This is a genomic window from Pseudomonas tumuqii, from assembly GCF_013184545.1.
GTDB lineage: Bacteria > Pseudomonadota > Gammaproteobacteria > Pseudomonadales > Pseudomonadaceae > Aquipseudomonas > Aquipseudomonas tumuqii.
This window is the reverse complement of record NZ_JAAOJA010000004.1, coordinates 125500-140308: the sequence shown is the minus strand read 5'-3', so window position 1 is coordinate 140308 and position 14809 is coordinate 125500. Positions and strand designations below refer to the sequence as shown.

The window sequence follows — 14809 nt, the reverse complement described above, 5'->3', positions numbered from 1 at the left end:
TGCCCGCAACCATTGCGGTGGCGGTGCGTTGTGCCGTGTTGCTGAAAGCAAGGGCTTGGGGGGGGGGGCTAGGGATTGCCTGCTCGGCCATGCGTTGGCGGCGCTGATCAGCAGGCTTAGATGATGCAGATGCAACGCTGACCTGTCCTCCGGGGCATGTTCTGGAGGACAGTCGTCACCGCGCTATTGATGGATGGATGCAGTCCGGCCCGGCAGCGACGAGCACGCCCATCGGTGCAACGGCTGGCGGAGAACCGGATCGCCGGGCCGCCGGGCCGCCTAATCATCGCCCTGGGCATCATCCTTCTCCGCCGCGTTGTCGGCCGGGTTGCGGCGCATGCGCGGGCCATCGGCTTGCACCGAGGGGAAGCGCGCGGAGGCGTAGCGGACCACCAGAATCGCCACCGCCAGCAACAGGATCGCCCCGGAAATCATCACCACGCCCATATCCGGGCGATGGTGGTGCGACACGTCGGAGATCAGCAAACGAGTCAGCGCGGTGATCGCCACATAGATCAGGAAACGGATCGGCATGTGGTTGGTCTTGAAGTAGATCCCGACCATCGCCCCCAGTTCGAGGTAGATGAACAGCAGCAGGATATCGTCGACCGTGGTGTGGCCCTTCTCGACCATACCGCTGAACGCCATCACCGCCGCCCAGGCGGTGGCCCCGCCGATGGCGAACAGCGCCAGGTAGTGAAAGCTCTCGACCAGCAGGTTGCCGAGCGACTCGGCCAGCCCATGCAGGTTCTCACGCAGCGCCTCGGCCCAATTCAATTTCAAGATGCGACTCCTCGGAGGTTGTGAAGATATCGAGCACCGTCGCGAGGCGGCGGCAGTAGGCGGGTGCTTTTTCACCAGCGCTCGGTAGTGGGTGCCCCGCCATGATCGGACCCGCAGGTGACGGTTGGATTATGCAGGATGAGGGCCAGCCAGGCGGCCGGGAAGAGTGCTGTGCGGCAATACGACACGCCCCCGGCAAGCAGCGGAGGCAAGAAAAAAGCGGGCGGCGCCCTCAGCATTGGCGCCACCCGGAGTCGGGCCTATTCGCTGATCGGTCCGCACTGGGCGGTCGGCATGAGCTGGAGAAACTGCTCCGAACTCATATGCACCAGACCTTCATGATCGCCCGACTCGAAATACACGTCCTTGAGCGCCGTCAGCGACTCGTCGATCAGGGTTTCCATCTCGAACGCGCTGCCCACCGGCGGAATCGCGCCGTCCGCGCAGTCGCTGAAACGCGGGCCGAACTCGTTTTCCCGTGCCAGCCGCCAGTGGCGTTTGGTCAGTTTGCGCACCTTGTTGAGGTCGACCTGGTGGGTCGCCGGGACCACCGCCATCAGCCAATGCCCCTGAAAGTCGTCGAGAATCACCGACTTGGCCATCAGATGCGGCGGTATGCCGGCGCGCCGCGCCGCTTCACGGGTGGTCATCGAAGGATCGTGCTGCAGCATGTCGTAGTGGGAGTGCTGCTGTGACAGGTAGTTTTGCAAACGATTGGCCATGCTCATGATGCACCTCCTGACGTTGGCCTGAGAATCGACGCCAGCCCCGCTTCCCGCTGGAGTCCGCGACAACCGGGTACTGCCGCGACGGGAGTATTGCGAGCCGTCCGGGTATTGCCCGGCCCTGTTTCGAGCCGTGCCTAGCACATACAAGTTTAGTGCATGGGCAAACCCTGTGACCGATGCACTAGCAGGCCTCGGCCAACTGCTTTACACTGCGCCAATACTGTATATATGAACAGTTTTTTACAACCCATCAGCGTGAAGGCGTAGAGGTGATGAATGGCCGTCGAAGTGGTGTACCGCAGCAGCCGGGATCTGGAGCGTTTATTCATGGATAAAGCCGAAGCCGACCGTCATGACAAGATGCTCGAACTGGCCGAGCTGCTCACCGATGTATTGCAAAAGGCCGTGCCTTCGCTGAACGAGCAGCAAGGCGAAGAACTGGGCATTTTCATGGCCAAGAACCGCGAAATCTTCGCCAAGGCCTTCAAGAACCAGCCGGACGCGCTGAGCGAACTGGGCCAAGCCGCGGCCGAATAACCACGACTGCCGCAAGAACGGCCACCCCGTCTTCGCTGCCGCGCTGTCGCGCAGCAAACTGGAGGACTCAAGGATCAAGACCGTAGGATGGGTCGGGCCGCGTAGGTGGGGCCGCCTAGGTCGGGCCGCGTAGGTTAGGCGCCCGCAAATTGACCTGCTGCCAGCAGAACAAAGGCGCCGTAACCCATCATCGATACTCGCCCTGCCAACGGGTACAGGCATAAACCGCCCGATGGGTATCGCTGCGCTCATCCTACGCGGCCCGCACCATCCTACGGTTACTGGCTCCTACAAGATCTCGTACAGATTTCTATATAAAAACAATGGGCTATTTTCAGTTTGATAAGAGCGGGGGGGACGCACAGCCCATGCCTGCGAAACGCTTTTATGACCAAATCTTCTCGGACAGAGCCCACCCCCACCCATCAGTCAGGCCGATGGCTCGCACTGCGTGGCCCGGATGCAGTCCGCAGATGCAATCGCGGCGTAGTTAGCGTCGCCCTCTTCACCTCACCCCCGCTGCCCACGCTTTCGGCCATCCTCATGACTCAGATCATTGTCGCCGACCAGCAATAGCTGGAATCCTGAAGCTCTTGCGAAGCGGAGATTCAAGGAAAAGGCCCATGCCCAGGAAAGTCGAGCCTGGCGACCTGCTACTCGCCATGCTGGTGCTGGCACCGCTCGCCATGGCCGGACCGAGGTTGTCGGGGCTGCAGGGCGAGGGGGTTGTCTGGCTGCTGGCCCTGGCCGGGCGGATAACGGGGGTGCTGGGCCTCGCCGCGCTGCTGGTGACGGCGGCCATGTGCGTACGCCTGCCAGGGCTGGACCGCTGGTTTGGCGGCCTGCCACGCCTGTGGCTACTGCATCGACACCTGGGTTTCAGCGCTTTTATCCTGATTCTCGGCCACGTGCTCCTGCTGAGCTTCGCGGCGCTGCCGCTGTCGCTGGAGCAGGCATTGCGGGTGCTTTTCCCGCCGCTCTCGTATGCCCCTATCTGGGCCGGCTGGCTGGCCCTGGCGGCGCTGATCGGCGCCCTCGCACCGACCTTCCAGGTGTCGGGCATCCACTATCAACGCTGGAAACGCCAGCACCTGCTGTCTGCGGCCGCCCTGCTGCTGGCCTTGCTGCATGCCCTGCCGGTTTCCCCTGAGCGCGCCGCCTGGTGGCTGCTGAGCCTGCTGGCCCTGGCCGCGATCGCCTGGCGCAAGCTGCTGGCCCCGGTTCTGGCGCGGCGCGAATACCGGGTCGCCCAGGTCACCCGACTGGCGGCGGATGTGGTGGAAATCAGCCTGGTGCCCAAGCACAAGGGCATCGTCCATAGTGCCGGACAATTCATTTACCTGACCCCGCAGGATCCATCGCTCGGCGCCGGATGCGCAGAAGAGCACCCCTTCACCATCACCTCTGCGCCGGGCGCTGCCGAATTGAAGCTGGGGATCAAGGCACTCGGCGATGCCAGCCTGGCCCTGCAGGCGCTGACGCCGGGCAGCCGGGTGCAGGTCGAGGGACCGTACGGGCAGTTCTTCGCGCGTCGGGCGCCGCAACGCAAGCAGCTGTGGCTGGGCGGGGGCATCGGCATCACCCCCTTCGTCAGCGCAGCCCGATACCTGGCGGAGCGGCCCGATCAATTCACCCACGTGGTGTTGTTCTACCTGGCCAATCGTCCGGAGCGCGCCTATTACCACGACGAACTCGAACGGATCGCCAGCGCCCACGAGCAGCTGAGCCTGAGCATCCACTACTTCTCCTGCTGCGGCCCCCTCAGCGAGGCCTTCCTGCGCGAGCATTGCCCCGACTTCGCCGAGCGCGAACTCTACATCTGCGGTCCGCCAGCGATGCTCGAGTACCTGCACGGGCTGCTGGCCACGGCCGGGGTCGACCGCGCATTCATCCACACGGAGGCATTCGATTTCCTATGAGCCTGAACAAGATCGCCTATACCGCCCTGGTCGCCTTCTTCAGCGTCGTGCTGACGCTGCTGGCGACCGGTTTGCTCATGGGTCGCTCGACCGAGCCTGCTACCACGGCCGACACCCTCAGACCGATCGGCGCAGAGGAACTGGCCACGCACAATCACCGCGACAGTTGCTGGAAGGCCATCGACGGCAAGGTCTATGACGTCACGTCCTACCTCCCCGAGCATCCCGGCGACGAGGCCCTGACGCTGGACTGGTGCGGCAAGGACGCCAGCGCGGCGTGGCACAACAAACGACCCGGACAGGCCCACAGCGCCAACGCTGCGCTGTTGCTGCAAAGCTATCTGATCGGCCAGTTCGCGTCGGCCACAGCCGCCGCACCGCCCCGGCAGGTCCTGACTACGCCGCAGGGAACAACTGGCACATCTTCGCGCCCGTCCGCCAAGGTACTGCTGGGCCTGGCACCGGGCACCTACCTGGACGGCATCTATCGTGGCCACTTCTCGGACCGGGGCGAGATGCAGGTCAGCCTGCAATTCAGCCTGCGCGAACACCGAATGCACGACATCGAACTGCGCTACCTCGCCTATGCCGGCGTCGACTACCTGAAACTGACCGAGGAACACCCCGCCTACCCGGTACTCCTGCAATACCGGCAAAGCATCGCGCACCTGGAGGGCCAGCCCCTCGCCAACCTCTTCGACCTCTACGAGCCGGGCAAGGTGGTCGACGACATCGACGCCTTCAGCGGCGCCACCCTGCGCGCCAGCAAGGTCATCTCGGCGGTGCGCGATGCCCTGAACCGCGGGGTGTACCAGTGGCAGTGAGCGCATGGGCGCCAGCCGGTCAGGCTGTCCGAGCAGAGCCATAGGCGCAAACTGCTGACTGGGCCAGGCCGTACAGGTCGGACCATTATCGGGCCTACGCGACGCGTCTCTATTTGCAGCTATCCGTATTCCCGAACAGGCCGCTCATCGCATATGTACATAGGTGCCCGGCGCGGCGTCCAGCGGCGGGTAGTCCTGGCTGCCGAGGGCCGTCAGCGTCTCGCGTTGCTCGCCCGAGCGTGCCTGAATCCAGTCCAGCCATTGCGGCCACCAGCTGCCTTCGTGCTTCTGCGCCTGGCTATACCAGGCGTGCGGGTCGGCGCTCAGGCTGGCGTGTTCCATATAGGTGGCCTTGGGGTTGCCCGGCGGGTTGAGGATGGCCTGGATATGCCCGCTGTTGGACAGGATGAAGCGCTTGTCGCCGCCAAGCAGCAGGGCCGAGCGGTAGGCCGTGTCCCAGGGGGTGATGTGATCGTTGATCCCGGCCACGCTGAAGCTGTCGACCGTGACCTTCTGCAGGTCGATCGGCGTGCCGCAGACCTGCATGCCGCCGGCACGGCTCAGGGCATTGAGCCGGAAGAAGTCGAGGAAGTCGCCGTGCAGGGCGGCCGGCAGGCGGGTGTTGTCGTTGTTCCAGTAGAGAATGTCGAAGGCCGGCGGCTGCTTGCCGAGCAGGTAGTTGTTGACCCAGTAGTTCCAGATCAGGTCGTTGGGACGCATCCAGGCGAACACCTTGGCCATGTCGCGGCCGTCCAGCACCCCCTGCTCGGAGGAGCGGCGCTTGGCCGCCTCCAGGGTCTGTTGGTCGACGAACAGCGCCGCCGGGCTCTCCACCCGGCTGTCCAGCAGGCTGACCATGTAGGTGGCGCTGGCGACCTTGCGCAGCTGCCGCTTGGCCTGCAGATGGCCCTGCAGGACGGCCATGGTCAGGCCGCCGGCGCAGGCGCCTAGCAGGTTCACGTCCTTGCTGGCGGTAATCGCCCGACAGGCATCGATGGCCTCCTCGAGCGCCTGCACATAGCTCGACAGGCCCCACTCGCGATGGCGGGCGTCCGGATTGCGCCAGCTCACCACGAACACCTGCAGGCCGTTCTTCAGCGCGTACTGGACGAAGCTCTTGCCCGGCGCCAGATCGAAGATGTAGTACTTGTTGATCTGCGGCGGCACGATCAGCAACGGCCGCGCGTACTGCTGCTCGCTCATCGGCTGGTACTGGATCAGCTCGAGCAACTCGTTGCGCAACACCACCGAACCCGGGGTGACCGCCAGATTGCGACCAACCTCGAAGGCCTGCTTGCTCACCTGGCTGGGCATGCCGCCGTTGTGCAGCAGGTCGTCGACCAGATGACCGACGCCCTTGAGCAGACTGACGCCGCCGGAGTTGAACAGCTCCTTGAGCGCCAGCGGGTTGAGCAGGCTGTTGGACGGCGCCAGGGCATCGCCGAGCTGGGCCAGGACGAAGCGCGCGCGGGCTTGCTCGTCGGCCGGCAGATCGCTCTCGTCGACCCAGGCGTTGAGCTGCTGTTGCCAGACCAGATAGGCCTGCAAACCGCGGCGATAGAAGGGATTGAGCTGCCAGGTGGGATCCTGGAAGCGCGCATCGCGGCTGTTCGGTGGCAGCACGGTGTCGCCGCGCAGCACGCGCCCCAGTTGCCTGCCGAGGGCCAGGGCGTGGCGACTACTGTGGATCGGCTGCTTGAGGCCCTGCAGGGCCAGGGTGCGCAGGGTGGCCAACAGGTTGCGGCCGCGTAAGCCGCCCAGGGCGCTTTGCCCGGCATTGGCAAAGGACGCGGGTACGGGCAAGTTGCCCGACACTGGTTTCTCTTGCATGGAAAAACATCCTCCGGTCATCCCGGTATGGAGTCGAACGGAAAGGGTTGCTCGCCAGGCGCGGCGGGATACGACCGAACAACCGCGCCAAGCCTCAACCCGCAGACAGGCACTGCCAAGGGCTCAGCTGGCGATGCGCTGCGCAGCCCTGCGCTCAACGAGCGGATAGCGGTGGCCATCCAGTAGCGGCGCGGACGTCGCCATGGCCGGCTGAAGGAACCCGAGCAAGGCCTGGCGGGTATCGCGCCAGGCCGCCTTGTGCTCCATATCGAGGAAGTGTCCGGCATTGCCGATGGTGCGGAACTGGCACTGCCGCGCATGGGCGGCGAACAGCCGGGCATCGGCCGCCGTGGTGTATTCGTCCCGCTCGCCGTTGACGAACAGCAGCGGAACCTCGATGGCTTCGGCGCACGCAAGGTAGCACTGGGTATCCCGGGTCAGCACCTCGCGGACATGGAAATGCATCTGCAGGTATTCGTGCTCGGCCAGGCTGCTGATATGCCGCTGGTTGAAGCGTTTGAGCAGCGATGGCAGGTGCTTGCCGATGGTGCCGTTGATCAGGCGGCCGACGTTGAAGCGGTCGCGGGCCAGGAGCAGGTCCAGGCCGCGCTCCAGGTAATCGCGCATCGGCTGGTTGAGCCGCGCGGCGAACGAGTTGATCACGGCCTTCTCGATCCGTCGCGGCCGCTGGGCCAGGGCCAGCAAGGTGGCCGCGCCGCCCCAGGAGAAGGACAGCACATGGTTCGCGCGAAAGTGTTCGATCAATTCCAGAAGTATCTCGGCTTCGTCTTCCTTGCGGATCGGTCGATCATGGCGATTGTGCGCTTTCGACTGGCCGGCATAGGGCTGGTCGTAGAGCACCACATTGAAGCGAGGCTGCAGGTAACGCAGCGTCGGGGCGAAGAATGCGGTGGTTGCCAGTGAGCCGTTGACCAGGATGATGGTCTTGTTGGCGGCAGGGTTGCGGTAATGTTCCGTGTGGATTTTGTACTTCCGGTGAATTTCGACGATGGCAGTTTCCGGCCTCATATCGTTATCCTCTTGGCACAAATTGGGCGCTGCGGACAGTCTGTGCACTGTTCGCAGGGCCATAGCGCGGGCAAAAAAACGCCTGTACCCGAGACTTGAGCAAGTATCAGGCAGCCCCATAAATGACTTGTTTACGTTCACTTAGTTGCAGTGGTTTATCGGATCGATTCCACGTACCACGGCTGAGGATCCCTCCGCTTCAACCAACGCGCACTACACCGCACAGACTGACAACGCGGGCGCCCTGGAGGCTCGACCTGACCTGTTGGTCACCCGTCGACTAGGGAGCAAAATTTAAGCAGGCGTCCCGCGGCTGCGCAACACTCCGCAGGGGTTATTCCGACGAGCGCCAGCGCCATCGAGCGGAACCTGGAGGGCGCTTGGCGAGCCGTTCGAGCGCTGCTCGCCAAAGGTTCGTCAGCCCGCCACTGCGCCGGCGCAAGCGCAGATCCGGGCCAGCCCTGCGCCGGCCAGCTTGTCATTCAGCCAGGCTTCGGGCAGGGTCATGACACCAGCATCCTTGCTCCCGGAGTCACTCATGTCAGCCCTGTACCCAAGTGTCGATCCCGATGGCCTGGTCGAATACTCGGTCGTCTACACCGACCGCTCCCTCAACCATATGTCGCAGGCGTTCCAGCGCGTGATGAACGACATCTCCAGCACCCTGAAACAGGTCTACAACGCCCACGCCGTGGCGATAGTGCCCGGCAGCGGCACCTTCGGTATGGAAGCGGTGGCACGCCAGCTGGCAACCGGCAGGAAGTGCCTGGTGATCCGCAACGGCTGGTTCAGCTACCGCTGGACGCAGATCTTCGAGGCGGGCCAGATCCCGGCAACGGCCCAGGTGCTGAAGGCCCGTCCCGTCGAAGCCGGCGGCCAGGCCGCCTTCGCCCCGCCACCGCTCGACGAGGTGCTGGCGACCATTCACGCGGAAAAGCCGCACCTGGTCTTCGCCGCCCATGTCGAAACCGCCTCGGGCATCCTCCTGCCCGATGACTACCTGCGCGCCGTCGCCGACGCCGTGCATGCGGTAGGTGGTCTGTTCGTGCTCGACTGCATCGCCTCGGGCACGCTCTGGGTCGACATGCAGGTCAGCGCCGTCGATGTGCTGATCAGCGCGCCGCAGAAAGGCTGGAGCGCGTCCCCCTGCTGCGCCCTGGTGATGCTCAGTGCGCTGGCCTGCGCGCGGATCGACGAGACCCAGAGCAGCAGCTTCGCCTGCGACCTGAAGAAATGGCTGCAGATCATGCAGGCCTACGAACAGGGCGGCCATGCCTACCACGCGACCATGCCCTGCGATGCGCTGGCGCGTTTTCGCGATGTCATGCAGGAAACCCAAGGCTACGGCTTTGCCGAGATCCGCGCCGAGCAGCAGACCCTCGGCCAGCGGGTGCGCGCGCTGTTGACCGCCAAGGGTTTCAAGAGTGTCGCCGCAGCAGGCTTTCAGGCCCCCGGCGTGGTGGTTTGCTACACCGACGACGAGCAGATCAAGAACGGCAAGAAGTTCGCCGCCCTGGGCCTGCAAACTGCCGCCGGGGTGCCCCTGCAATGCGATGAACCGGCCGACTTCCAGACCTTCCGCATCGGCCTGTTCGGCCTGGAAAAGCTGAACAATATCGAGCGTACCGTCGAGATCCTCGAACAGGCGCTGGACCAGCTGCCAAGCGACTGATGCATGGCGTTCCAGGCTGCGCCGCCCAGGCGGTACAGCCTGGAGCGCCGCGCGAATCAACCCTCGCCCTGCTCCAGCGCCTGCACCAGCGCCTTGAGAAAACGCGCGGCCTCGCCGCCGGTGACCGCGCGGTGATCGAAGGTCAGCGATAGCGGCAGAATCGGGTGCACCACCACCTTGCCGCCCACCGCCACCGGCTCGTCGCGGATACCGCCAGCGCCGATGATCGCCACCTGCGGCGGCATCACCACCGGGTTGGCGTAACGGCCGAACAGGGTGCCGAAATTGGACAGGGTGATGGTCGCGCCCATCATTTCCTGGGGCGGGATCGAGCGCGCCTTGACGTCGGCACGCAGGCGCGCAACCCCTTCCTTCAAGTCCTCCGCCGTGCGTGCGCCGACATTGCGCAACACGGGCACGAACAACCCGTCCGTAGTATCCACGGCGATGCCCAGATCGAGTTGCGCGTGGCGCTTGAGCGACAGGTTCTTGCCATCGAACCAGCTGTTCAGCACCGGCTCCACCGCGCAGGCGGCGGCGATCGCCTGGGCGATGCGCACCAGCGGATCGCGCGCCTGCAGCCAGCGATGCAGGTCGGCGTCGCCGACAATGAACACCGGCACCACCTCGGCATGCGAACGCGCCATGTTGATCGCCATGCTGCGCCGTACCCCGCGCAGCTTGTCGCCACCGAACTTGTCGCGGGCGGACTGGGTCGCGGCTTCGACATCGCCGCGGGTGATCAGGCCGTCGGACCCGGAGCCGGACAGGCCACTCAGGTCGACCCCCAGCTGGCGGGCCAGTTGACGCACCGCCGGGGTCGCGCGCGGCGCCAGATGCTCGCGGGTCGAAGGCGCGGCGCCGACGAAGAAGCTGTCCGCCTGCGCCTCGCCACCGCCTTCCAGACGGCCGACCACGGTGCCGGCATCGGCCTCGCCCTCGTAGGCCAGCAGCGGCTCGCCGACATGCAGGATGTCGCCCTCGGCGCCGAAGGTCTTGGCCACCACGCCGTCGTAGGGCGCGGGGATATCGACGATGGCCTTGGCGGTTTCCACCGAGACCAACAGCTGGTCGGCCTTGACCTCCTCGCCGGCCTTGACGTGCCACTCGACGATCTCGGCCTCCTGCAGGCCTTCGCCGAGGTCGGGCAGTTTGAAGTATTTCATCTCCACTCTCCCATTCACTTCCCCGTAGAAGCGGGGGTGACGCCTAGTTCCATGCCCGCGATCGATCCGACACCCGCATCGCGGGCATGGCCCGCTCCTACATGATCAGCAGCCGTACACCCGTTTCAGGCGTAATCCAGTACCGTCTCGCAAGCGGCGAGGATGTCCTCGACGCCGGGTATATACAGTTGCTCCTGGCGGTACAGCGGCGGCGGGATATCCGGCGCAGTGACCCGCTGGATCGGCGCCTGCAAATCCAGCAGGGCGCGCTCGTACAGGCTGGCGGCGATTTCCGCGCCGACCGCGCAGCTCTTCGGCGCCTCGTGCACGATCACGCAGCGCCCGGTCTTGCGCACCGAGGCTTCGAGGGTATCCAGATCCAGCGGCTTGATGCAGGCAACGTCGATCACCTCGGCGGACACCCCGCGCTCCTGCAGTTGCGCGGCCGCCTGCAGGGTCTCGTGGACACTGGCGCCCCAGCTGATCAGGGTCAGGTCGCTGCCCTCGCGCAGGGTGAAGCAGCTGTCCAGCGGCAGGCGCTTGCCATCGTCATGCAGCACCTGCGGGTTCATCCGGTACAACCGCGTGGGCTCGAGGAAGATCACCGGATCGGGATCGTCGATGGCCGCCAACAGCAGGCCATAGGCCCGCGCCGGCGAGGACGGGATGACCACGCGCAGGCCGGGAATATGGGCGAACATCGCCTCGGTGCTTTCACTGTGGTGTTCCGGCGCACGAATCCCGGCGCCCATTGGCGTGCGCAACACCATCGGGCAGCTCAAGCGGCCGCGGGTGCGATTGCGCAGGCGGCTGGCATGCGAGACCAACTGATCCAGCGCCGGGTAAATGAAGCCCATGAACTGGATTTCCATCACCGGCTTCAACCCCTGTGCGGCCATGCCGATCGCCAGCCCGGCGATCATGGTCTCGGCCAGTGGCGTGTCGATCACCCGCTTGAAGCCGAAGGTGTCGCGCAGGCCGGCAGTGGCGCGGAACACACCGCCGTTGACGCCGACATCCTCGCCCAGCACCACCACATCCAGGTCCTCGTACATGGCCCGGTGCAGGGCCAGGTTGATCGCCTCCAGCAGGGTCAGTTTGGCCTCACTCATGGCGGCTCTCCTCACGTCGGGCGACGCGCTCGCGCAGCATGTCGCGCTGCTCGGCCAGCGCCGCCGGCCACTGCGCATAGACGTAGTCGAACAGCGCGTCGAGCGGCTGCGTGCCGACCTGTTCGAAGGCCTCCACCGCCTGCTGCACCAGGCCCTGGCACTCGCCGATCAGCGCCTGCTCGCGGCCTTCGTCCCACACCCCCTGGGCGGCGAGAAAAGCCTGCAGGCGCTTGACCGGCTCCTCCTGCCAGGCCTGCTTGACCTCGGAGGCCGGGCGATAGCGGGTGGCGTCGTCGGCGGTGGTGTGGTCGCCGAGGCGGTAGCTGATGCACTCCAGCAACACCGGGCCCTTGCCGTGGCGGGCACGCTCCAGGGCGACCTGCATGCGCTCGTAAACGGCGATGATGTCGTTGCCGTCGACCTGCTCGCCGGGAAAACCGGCACCGATGGCCTTCTGCGCCAGGGTCGGCGCACCGCACTGGATGCGCCGCGGCACCGAGATCGCCCACTGGTTGTTGTTGACCACGAAGACCACCGGCAATTGCCAGGCGCCGGCGACGTTGAGCGCCTCGAGGAAGTCGCCCTTGCTGGTCGCACCATCGCCGCAGGTGGTGACGGCGACCCGGTGCTCGCCGCGAATTTTCATCGCCGTGGCCACGCCGCAGGCATGCAGGGCCTGGGTGGCGATCGGCACGCAGAGCGGAAAGTCCTGGGCCACCGCCGGGTCGACATAGGCGCTGCCACGCTCGTCGCCGCCCCAGTAGAGGAGGATTTCCTCCATCTTCACCCCACGCATCACCTGCACGGCGGTGTCGCGGTAATAAGGCACCAGCACGTCCTCGGGCTTCATCAAGGCGCCGATGGCCACGCCTATGGCTTCCTGGCCGATGGTCGGCGCATAGGTGCCGATGCGCCCGGTACGCTGCAGGGCCACGGCCTTCTGGTCGAACAGGCGGGTCAGGACCATCTGCCGGTACAGGCGGATCAGCAAGTCGAAGTCGTCGGCCCACGCCGGCAAGGCACCGAGCAGGCGACCCTGCGGATCCAGGTAACGGGTATAGGGTATGTCGGGGTTGAGCAAATTCATGGACGTTTCCTCGGCACCTTGTGAGTGTGCTAACAACGGCCGACGCTTGTGGCATCGGCTGAGGCTGGCCGGCCAGGACAAGCAGGGTCAGCCGTACAGCAAACGCTCGGCCAGGGCATCGGCGACCCGCGCGGGTGAGCGCTTGTCGGCCTGGGCGTGGGCGTAGATCTCGGTCAGGCGCAGGCTGATCTGCTGCAGGTGCGTGGTGATCGCCGCCAGGCTCTCACCGCGGTGCCTGAGGGCGACGTAGATCAGCCCGCCGGCATTGATCACGTAATCCGGCGCATAGAGAATCCCGCGCGCCTGCAGGGTGTCGGCGATGTCGGCACTGGCCAGTTGATTGTTGGCCGAACCGGCCACTGCCGAACAACGCAGCTGGCCAACCGTTTCGCCATTCAGCACGCCGCCGAGACCGCAGGGCGCGAAGATGTCGCAGGGCGTGGAGAGCAGGGCGTCACTGGCCACCGGATGGGCGCCCAGTTGTTCCACTGCCAGTTGCACCCTGCCGCGATCCAGGTCGCTGACCAGCAACTCGGCACCGACGGCGTGCAGCTGCTCGGCCAGCGCATAGCCGACATGGCCAAGCCCCTGGATGGCCACGCGCAAGCCTTGCAGATCATCGCCGCCCAGACGCGCCTGCGCCGTGGCGCGAATCCCGGCGAATACGCCCATGGCCGTATGCGGCGAAGGATCGCCCTCCTCGGTGGTGCTGGTGACATGCTGGGTGTGCTGGGCGATGCAGTCCATGTCGGCGCTGGAGGTGCCGCTGTCCACTGCGGTGATGTAGCGACCATTGAGCGTCTCGATGAAACGGCCGAACGCCTCGAACAGCGCCCCACGGTTGGCGACATGCGCCGGGCGGATGATCACCGCCTTGCCGCCGCCCTGCTCGAGGCCGGCCAGTGCGGCCTTGTAGCTCATGCCCTGGGCCAGGCGCACGGCATCGCGAATGGCACTCTGCTCGTCGGGATACGCCAAGTAGCGGCAGCCACCGAGGGCTGGACCGAGACGCGTGTTGTGGATGGCGATTATGGCCTTGAGGCCCGTGGCGGGATCCTGCGTGAGGTGCAATTCCTCAAGCCGGGCGGCTTCCATCATGGCGAACATGCTGTGGCTCCCTTGCTTCTGGTTACAGCCAGTATAGGTGCAGCCCCCGAAACCGCCCGGCCAGGCCGGCATAAGCCGGGCCTTGAGCAAAGCCGGGCTGCATAAACGGCAAATCCAGGCGCAGCACTGGACGCCGCCCAGCAAGGCGGTTACAACCGAGTATTCTGCGGAGGTGATCATGAGCCCACGCCAGACCTGTCTTGCCTGCCTTGAGCGAGAACCGCCTGCGGTCTTCGAGGCGGCGCTATGGATTGCCGCCGAACACGATCCGACGTTGCAACCGGCCGAGGTGCTGCGTGAGTTCGGCACGCTGCAGCAGCAAATCAGCCTCGGCCTCCCCGCCTTGCCGCCCCAGGAACTGGCGCAACCGCTGCTGCGGCGCCTGAGTGAGCTGGATTTTCGCGAAGACGACAGCCCGCCACGCCCGCAGGTCGCCTTGCTGCACAAGGTTATCCAGCGCCGCCGCGGACAACCGCTGGCGCTGGCATTGATCGCCCTGGAGCTGGCGCGACGCCTGGAGATCCCCTTGCAAGGGGTGAACTTCCCCGGACATTTCCTGCTGCGGGTAGCGGGCGCCGATCACCTGCTCGACCCCTGCGGCGGACGACGCCTGTACACCCGTGACTGCCGCGAACTGCTGATCCGCTACCAGGGCGCCCAGGCCGAACTCAGCGCCAGTCACATGCGCCCCTGCGATGGTCGCAGCATGCTGCAACGGCTCTCACGCAACCTGCATCACCTGCACCTGCTGGAAGAGGACTACCTGGCGGCCTTGAAAGATGCCGAACGCGTGTTGCTGCTGGGCGCGCCCACGGTGGCCGACCACCTGGCCCGCGCCGAGCTGTACCAACGGCTGGAGTGCCCTCAGGCCGAGCGCTTCGATGTGCAGCACGCCCTGCTGCTGTGCGACGACCCGGCGCAACGCATGCTGCTCGCCGAGCGCCTGCGCCAGCTCGGCACGCCCCCGCCCCTGCATTGATTCACCCGGGCGGCGATCCGTTCGGAGCGCAGCGAT

13 protein-coding genes are annotated in these 14809 nt (G+C 65.5%); 5 read left to right on the top strand and 8 right to left on the bottom strand.

Translation table 11 applies throughout. The features are described 5' to 3' along the window. Nucleotides 1-279: 279 nt before the first annotated feature. Together G9C89_RS09630 and G9C89_RS09625 are read right to left on the bottom strand one after the other, a co-directional pair. The gene (locus G9C89_RS09630; RefSeq protein WP_172147655.1) at nt 280-783 is read right to left on the bottom strand and encodes a phosphate-starvation-inducible protein PsiE; all 504 of its coding nucleotides are present in this window, start codon (nt 781-783) and stop codon (nt 280-282) included. Nucleotides 784-1043: 260 nt separating this feature from the next. Continuing rightward, on the bottom strand, nt 1044-1511 hold the full coding sequence (locus G9C89_RS09625; protein WP_172147654.1) for an aminoacyl-tRNA deacylase: 468 nt from the start codon (nt 1509-1511) through the stop codon (nt 1044-1046). A gap of 276 nt (nt 1512-1787) precedes the next feature. On the opposite strand from G9C89_RS09625, the gene G9C89_RS09620 reads away from it, so the two are divergent. The 3 genes from G9C89_RS09620 (at nt 1788) to G9C89_RS09610 (ending at nt 4791) form a co-directional block, all read left to right on the top strand. Beyond that, the gene (locus tag G9C89_RS09620; protein WP_172147653.1) at nt 1788-2048 is read left to right on the top strand and encodes a YebG family protein; all 261 of its coding nucleotides are present in this window, start codon (nt 1788-1790) and stop codon (nt 2046-2048) included. Nucleotides 2049-2671: 623 nt separating this feature from the next. Continuing rightward, nucleotides 2672-3967, top strand: coding sequence for a ferredoxin reductase family protein (locus tag G9C89_RS09615; protein WP_172147652.1), 1296 nt, complete (start codon nt 2672-2674; stop codon nt 3965-3967). Further along, a complete protein-coding gene (locus G9C89_RS09610; protein WP_172147651.1) occupies nt 3964-4791 on the top strand; it encodes a cytochrome b5 domain-containing protein in 828 nt (275 codons plus the stop codon). The genes G9C89_RS09615 and G9C89_RS09610 overlap by 4 nt, the downstream gene beginning before the upstream one ends. A gap of 144 nt (nt 4792-4935) precedes the next feature. Here the strand turns inward: G9C89_RS09610 and phaC are convergent, their stop codons facing one another. Beyond that, nucleotides 4936-6621 (bottom strand): class II poly(R)-hydroxyalkanoic acid synthase, encoded by a 1686-nt coding sequence (phaC, locus tag G9C89_RS09605; RefSeq protein WP_172147650.1) that lies wholly within the window; start codon nt 6619-6621, stop codon nt 4936-4938. A 123-nt stretch (nt 6622-6744) separates the two neighbouring features. After that, nucleotides 6745-7650 (bottom strand): alpha/beta fold hydrolase, encoded by a 906-nt coding sequence (locus G9C89_RS09600; RefSeq protein WP_172147649.1) that lies wholly within the window; start codon nt 7648-7650, stop codon nt 6745-6747. A gap of 538 nt (nt 7651-8188) precedes the next feature. Between G9C89_RS09600 and G9C89_RS09595 the strand changes: the two genes are divergently transcribed. Then, entirely contained in the window at nt 8189-9322 is a 1134-nt protein-coding gene (locus G9C89_RS09595) for an aminotransferase class V-fold PLP-dependent enzyme (protein WP_172147648.1), read from the top strand. A 56-nt stretch (nt 9323-9378) separates the two neighbouring features. Here the strand turns inward: G9C89_RS09595 and G9C89_RS09590 are convergent, their stop codons facing one another. The 4 genes from G9C89_RS09590 to G9C89_RS09575 form a co-directional block, all read right to left on the bottom strand. Further along, complete coding sequence (locus G9C89_RS09590; RefSeq protein ID WP_172147647.1) at nt 9379-10488, bottom strand: dihydrolipoamide acetyltransferase family protein; 1110 nt, start codon at nt 10486-10488, stop codon at nt 9379-9381. A 125-nt stretch (nt 10489-10613) separates the two neighbouring features. Further along, nucleotides 10614-11600 (bottom strand): alpha-ketoacid dehydrogenase subunit beta, encoded by a 987-nt coding sequence (locus G9C89_RS09585; protein ID WP_172147646.1) that lies wholly within the window; start codon nt 11598-11600, stop codon nt 10614-10616. Then, a complete protein-coding gene (pdhA, locus tag G9C89_RS09580; protein ID WP_172147645.1) occupies nt 11593-12687 on the bottom strand; it encodes a pyruvate dehydrogenase (acetyl-transferring) E1 component subunit alpha in 1095 nt (364 codons plus the stop codon). Before pdhA ends, G9C89_RS09585 begins: the two co-directional genes overlap by 8 nt. An 87-nt stretch (nt 12688-12774) precedes the next feature. Then, a complete protein-coding gene (locus G9C89_RS09575; RefSeq protein WP_172147644.1) occupies nt 12775-13794 on the bottom strand; it encodes a Leu/Phe/Val dehydrogenase in 1020 nt (339 codons plus the stop codon). 178 nt (nt 13795-13972) lie between these two features. Here G9C89_RS09575 and G9C89_RS09570 point away from each other — a divergent pair, with 178 nt between their 5' ends. Continuing rightward, nucleotides 13973-14773 carry a SirB1 family protein gene (locus tag G9C89_RS09570; protein ID WP_172147643.1) on the top strand — a complete coding sequence of 267 codons (801 nt, stop codon included), beginning with the start codon at nt 13973-13975 and terminating at the stop codon, nt 14771-14773. The last annotated feature ends 36 nt before the right edge of the window (nt 14774-14809 follow it).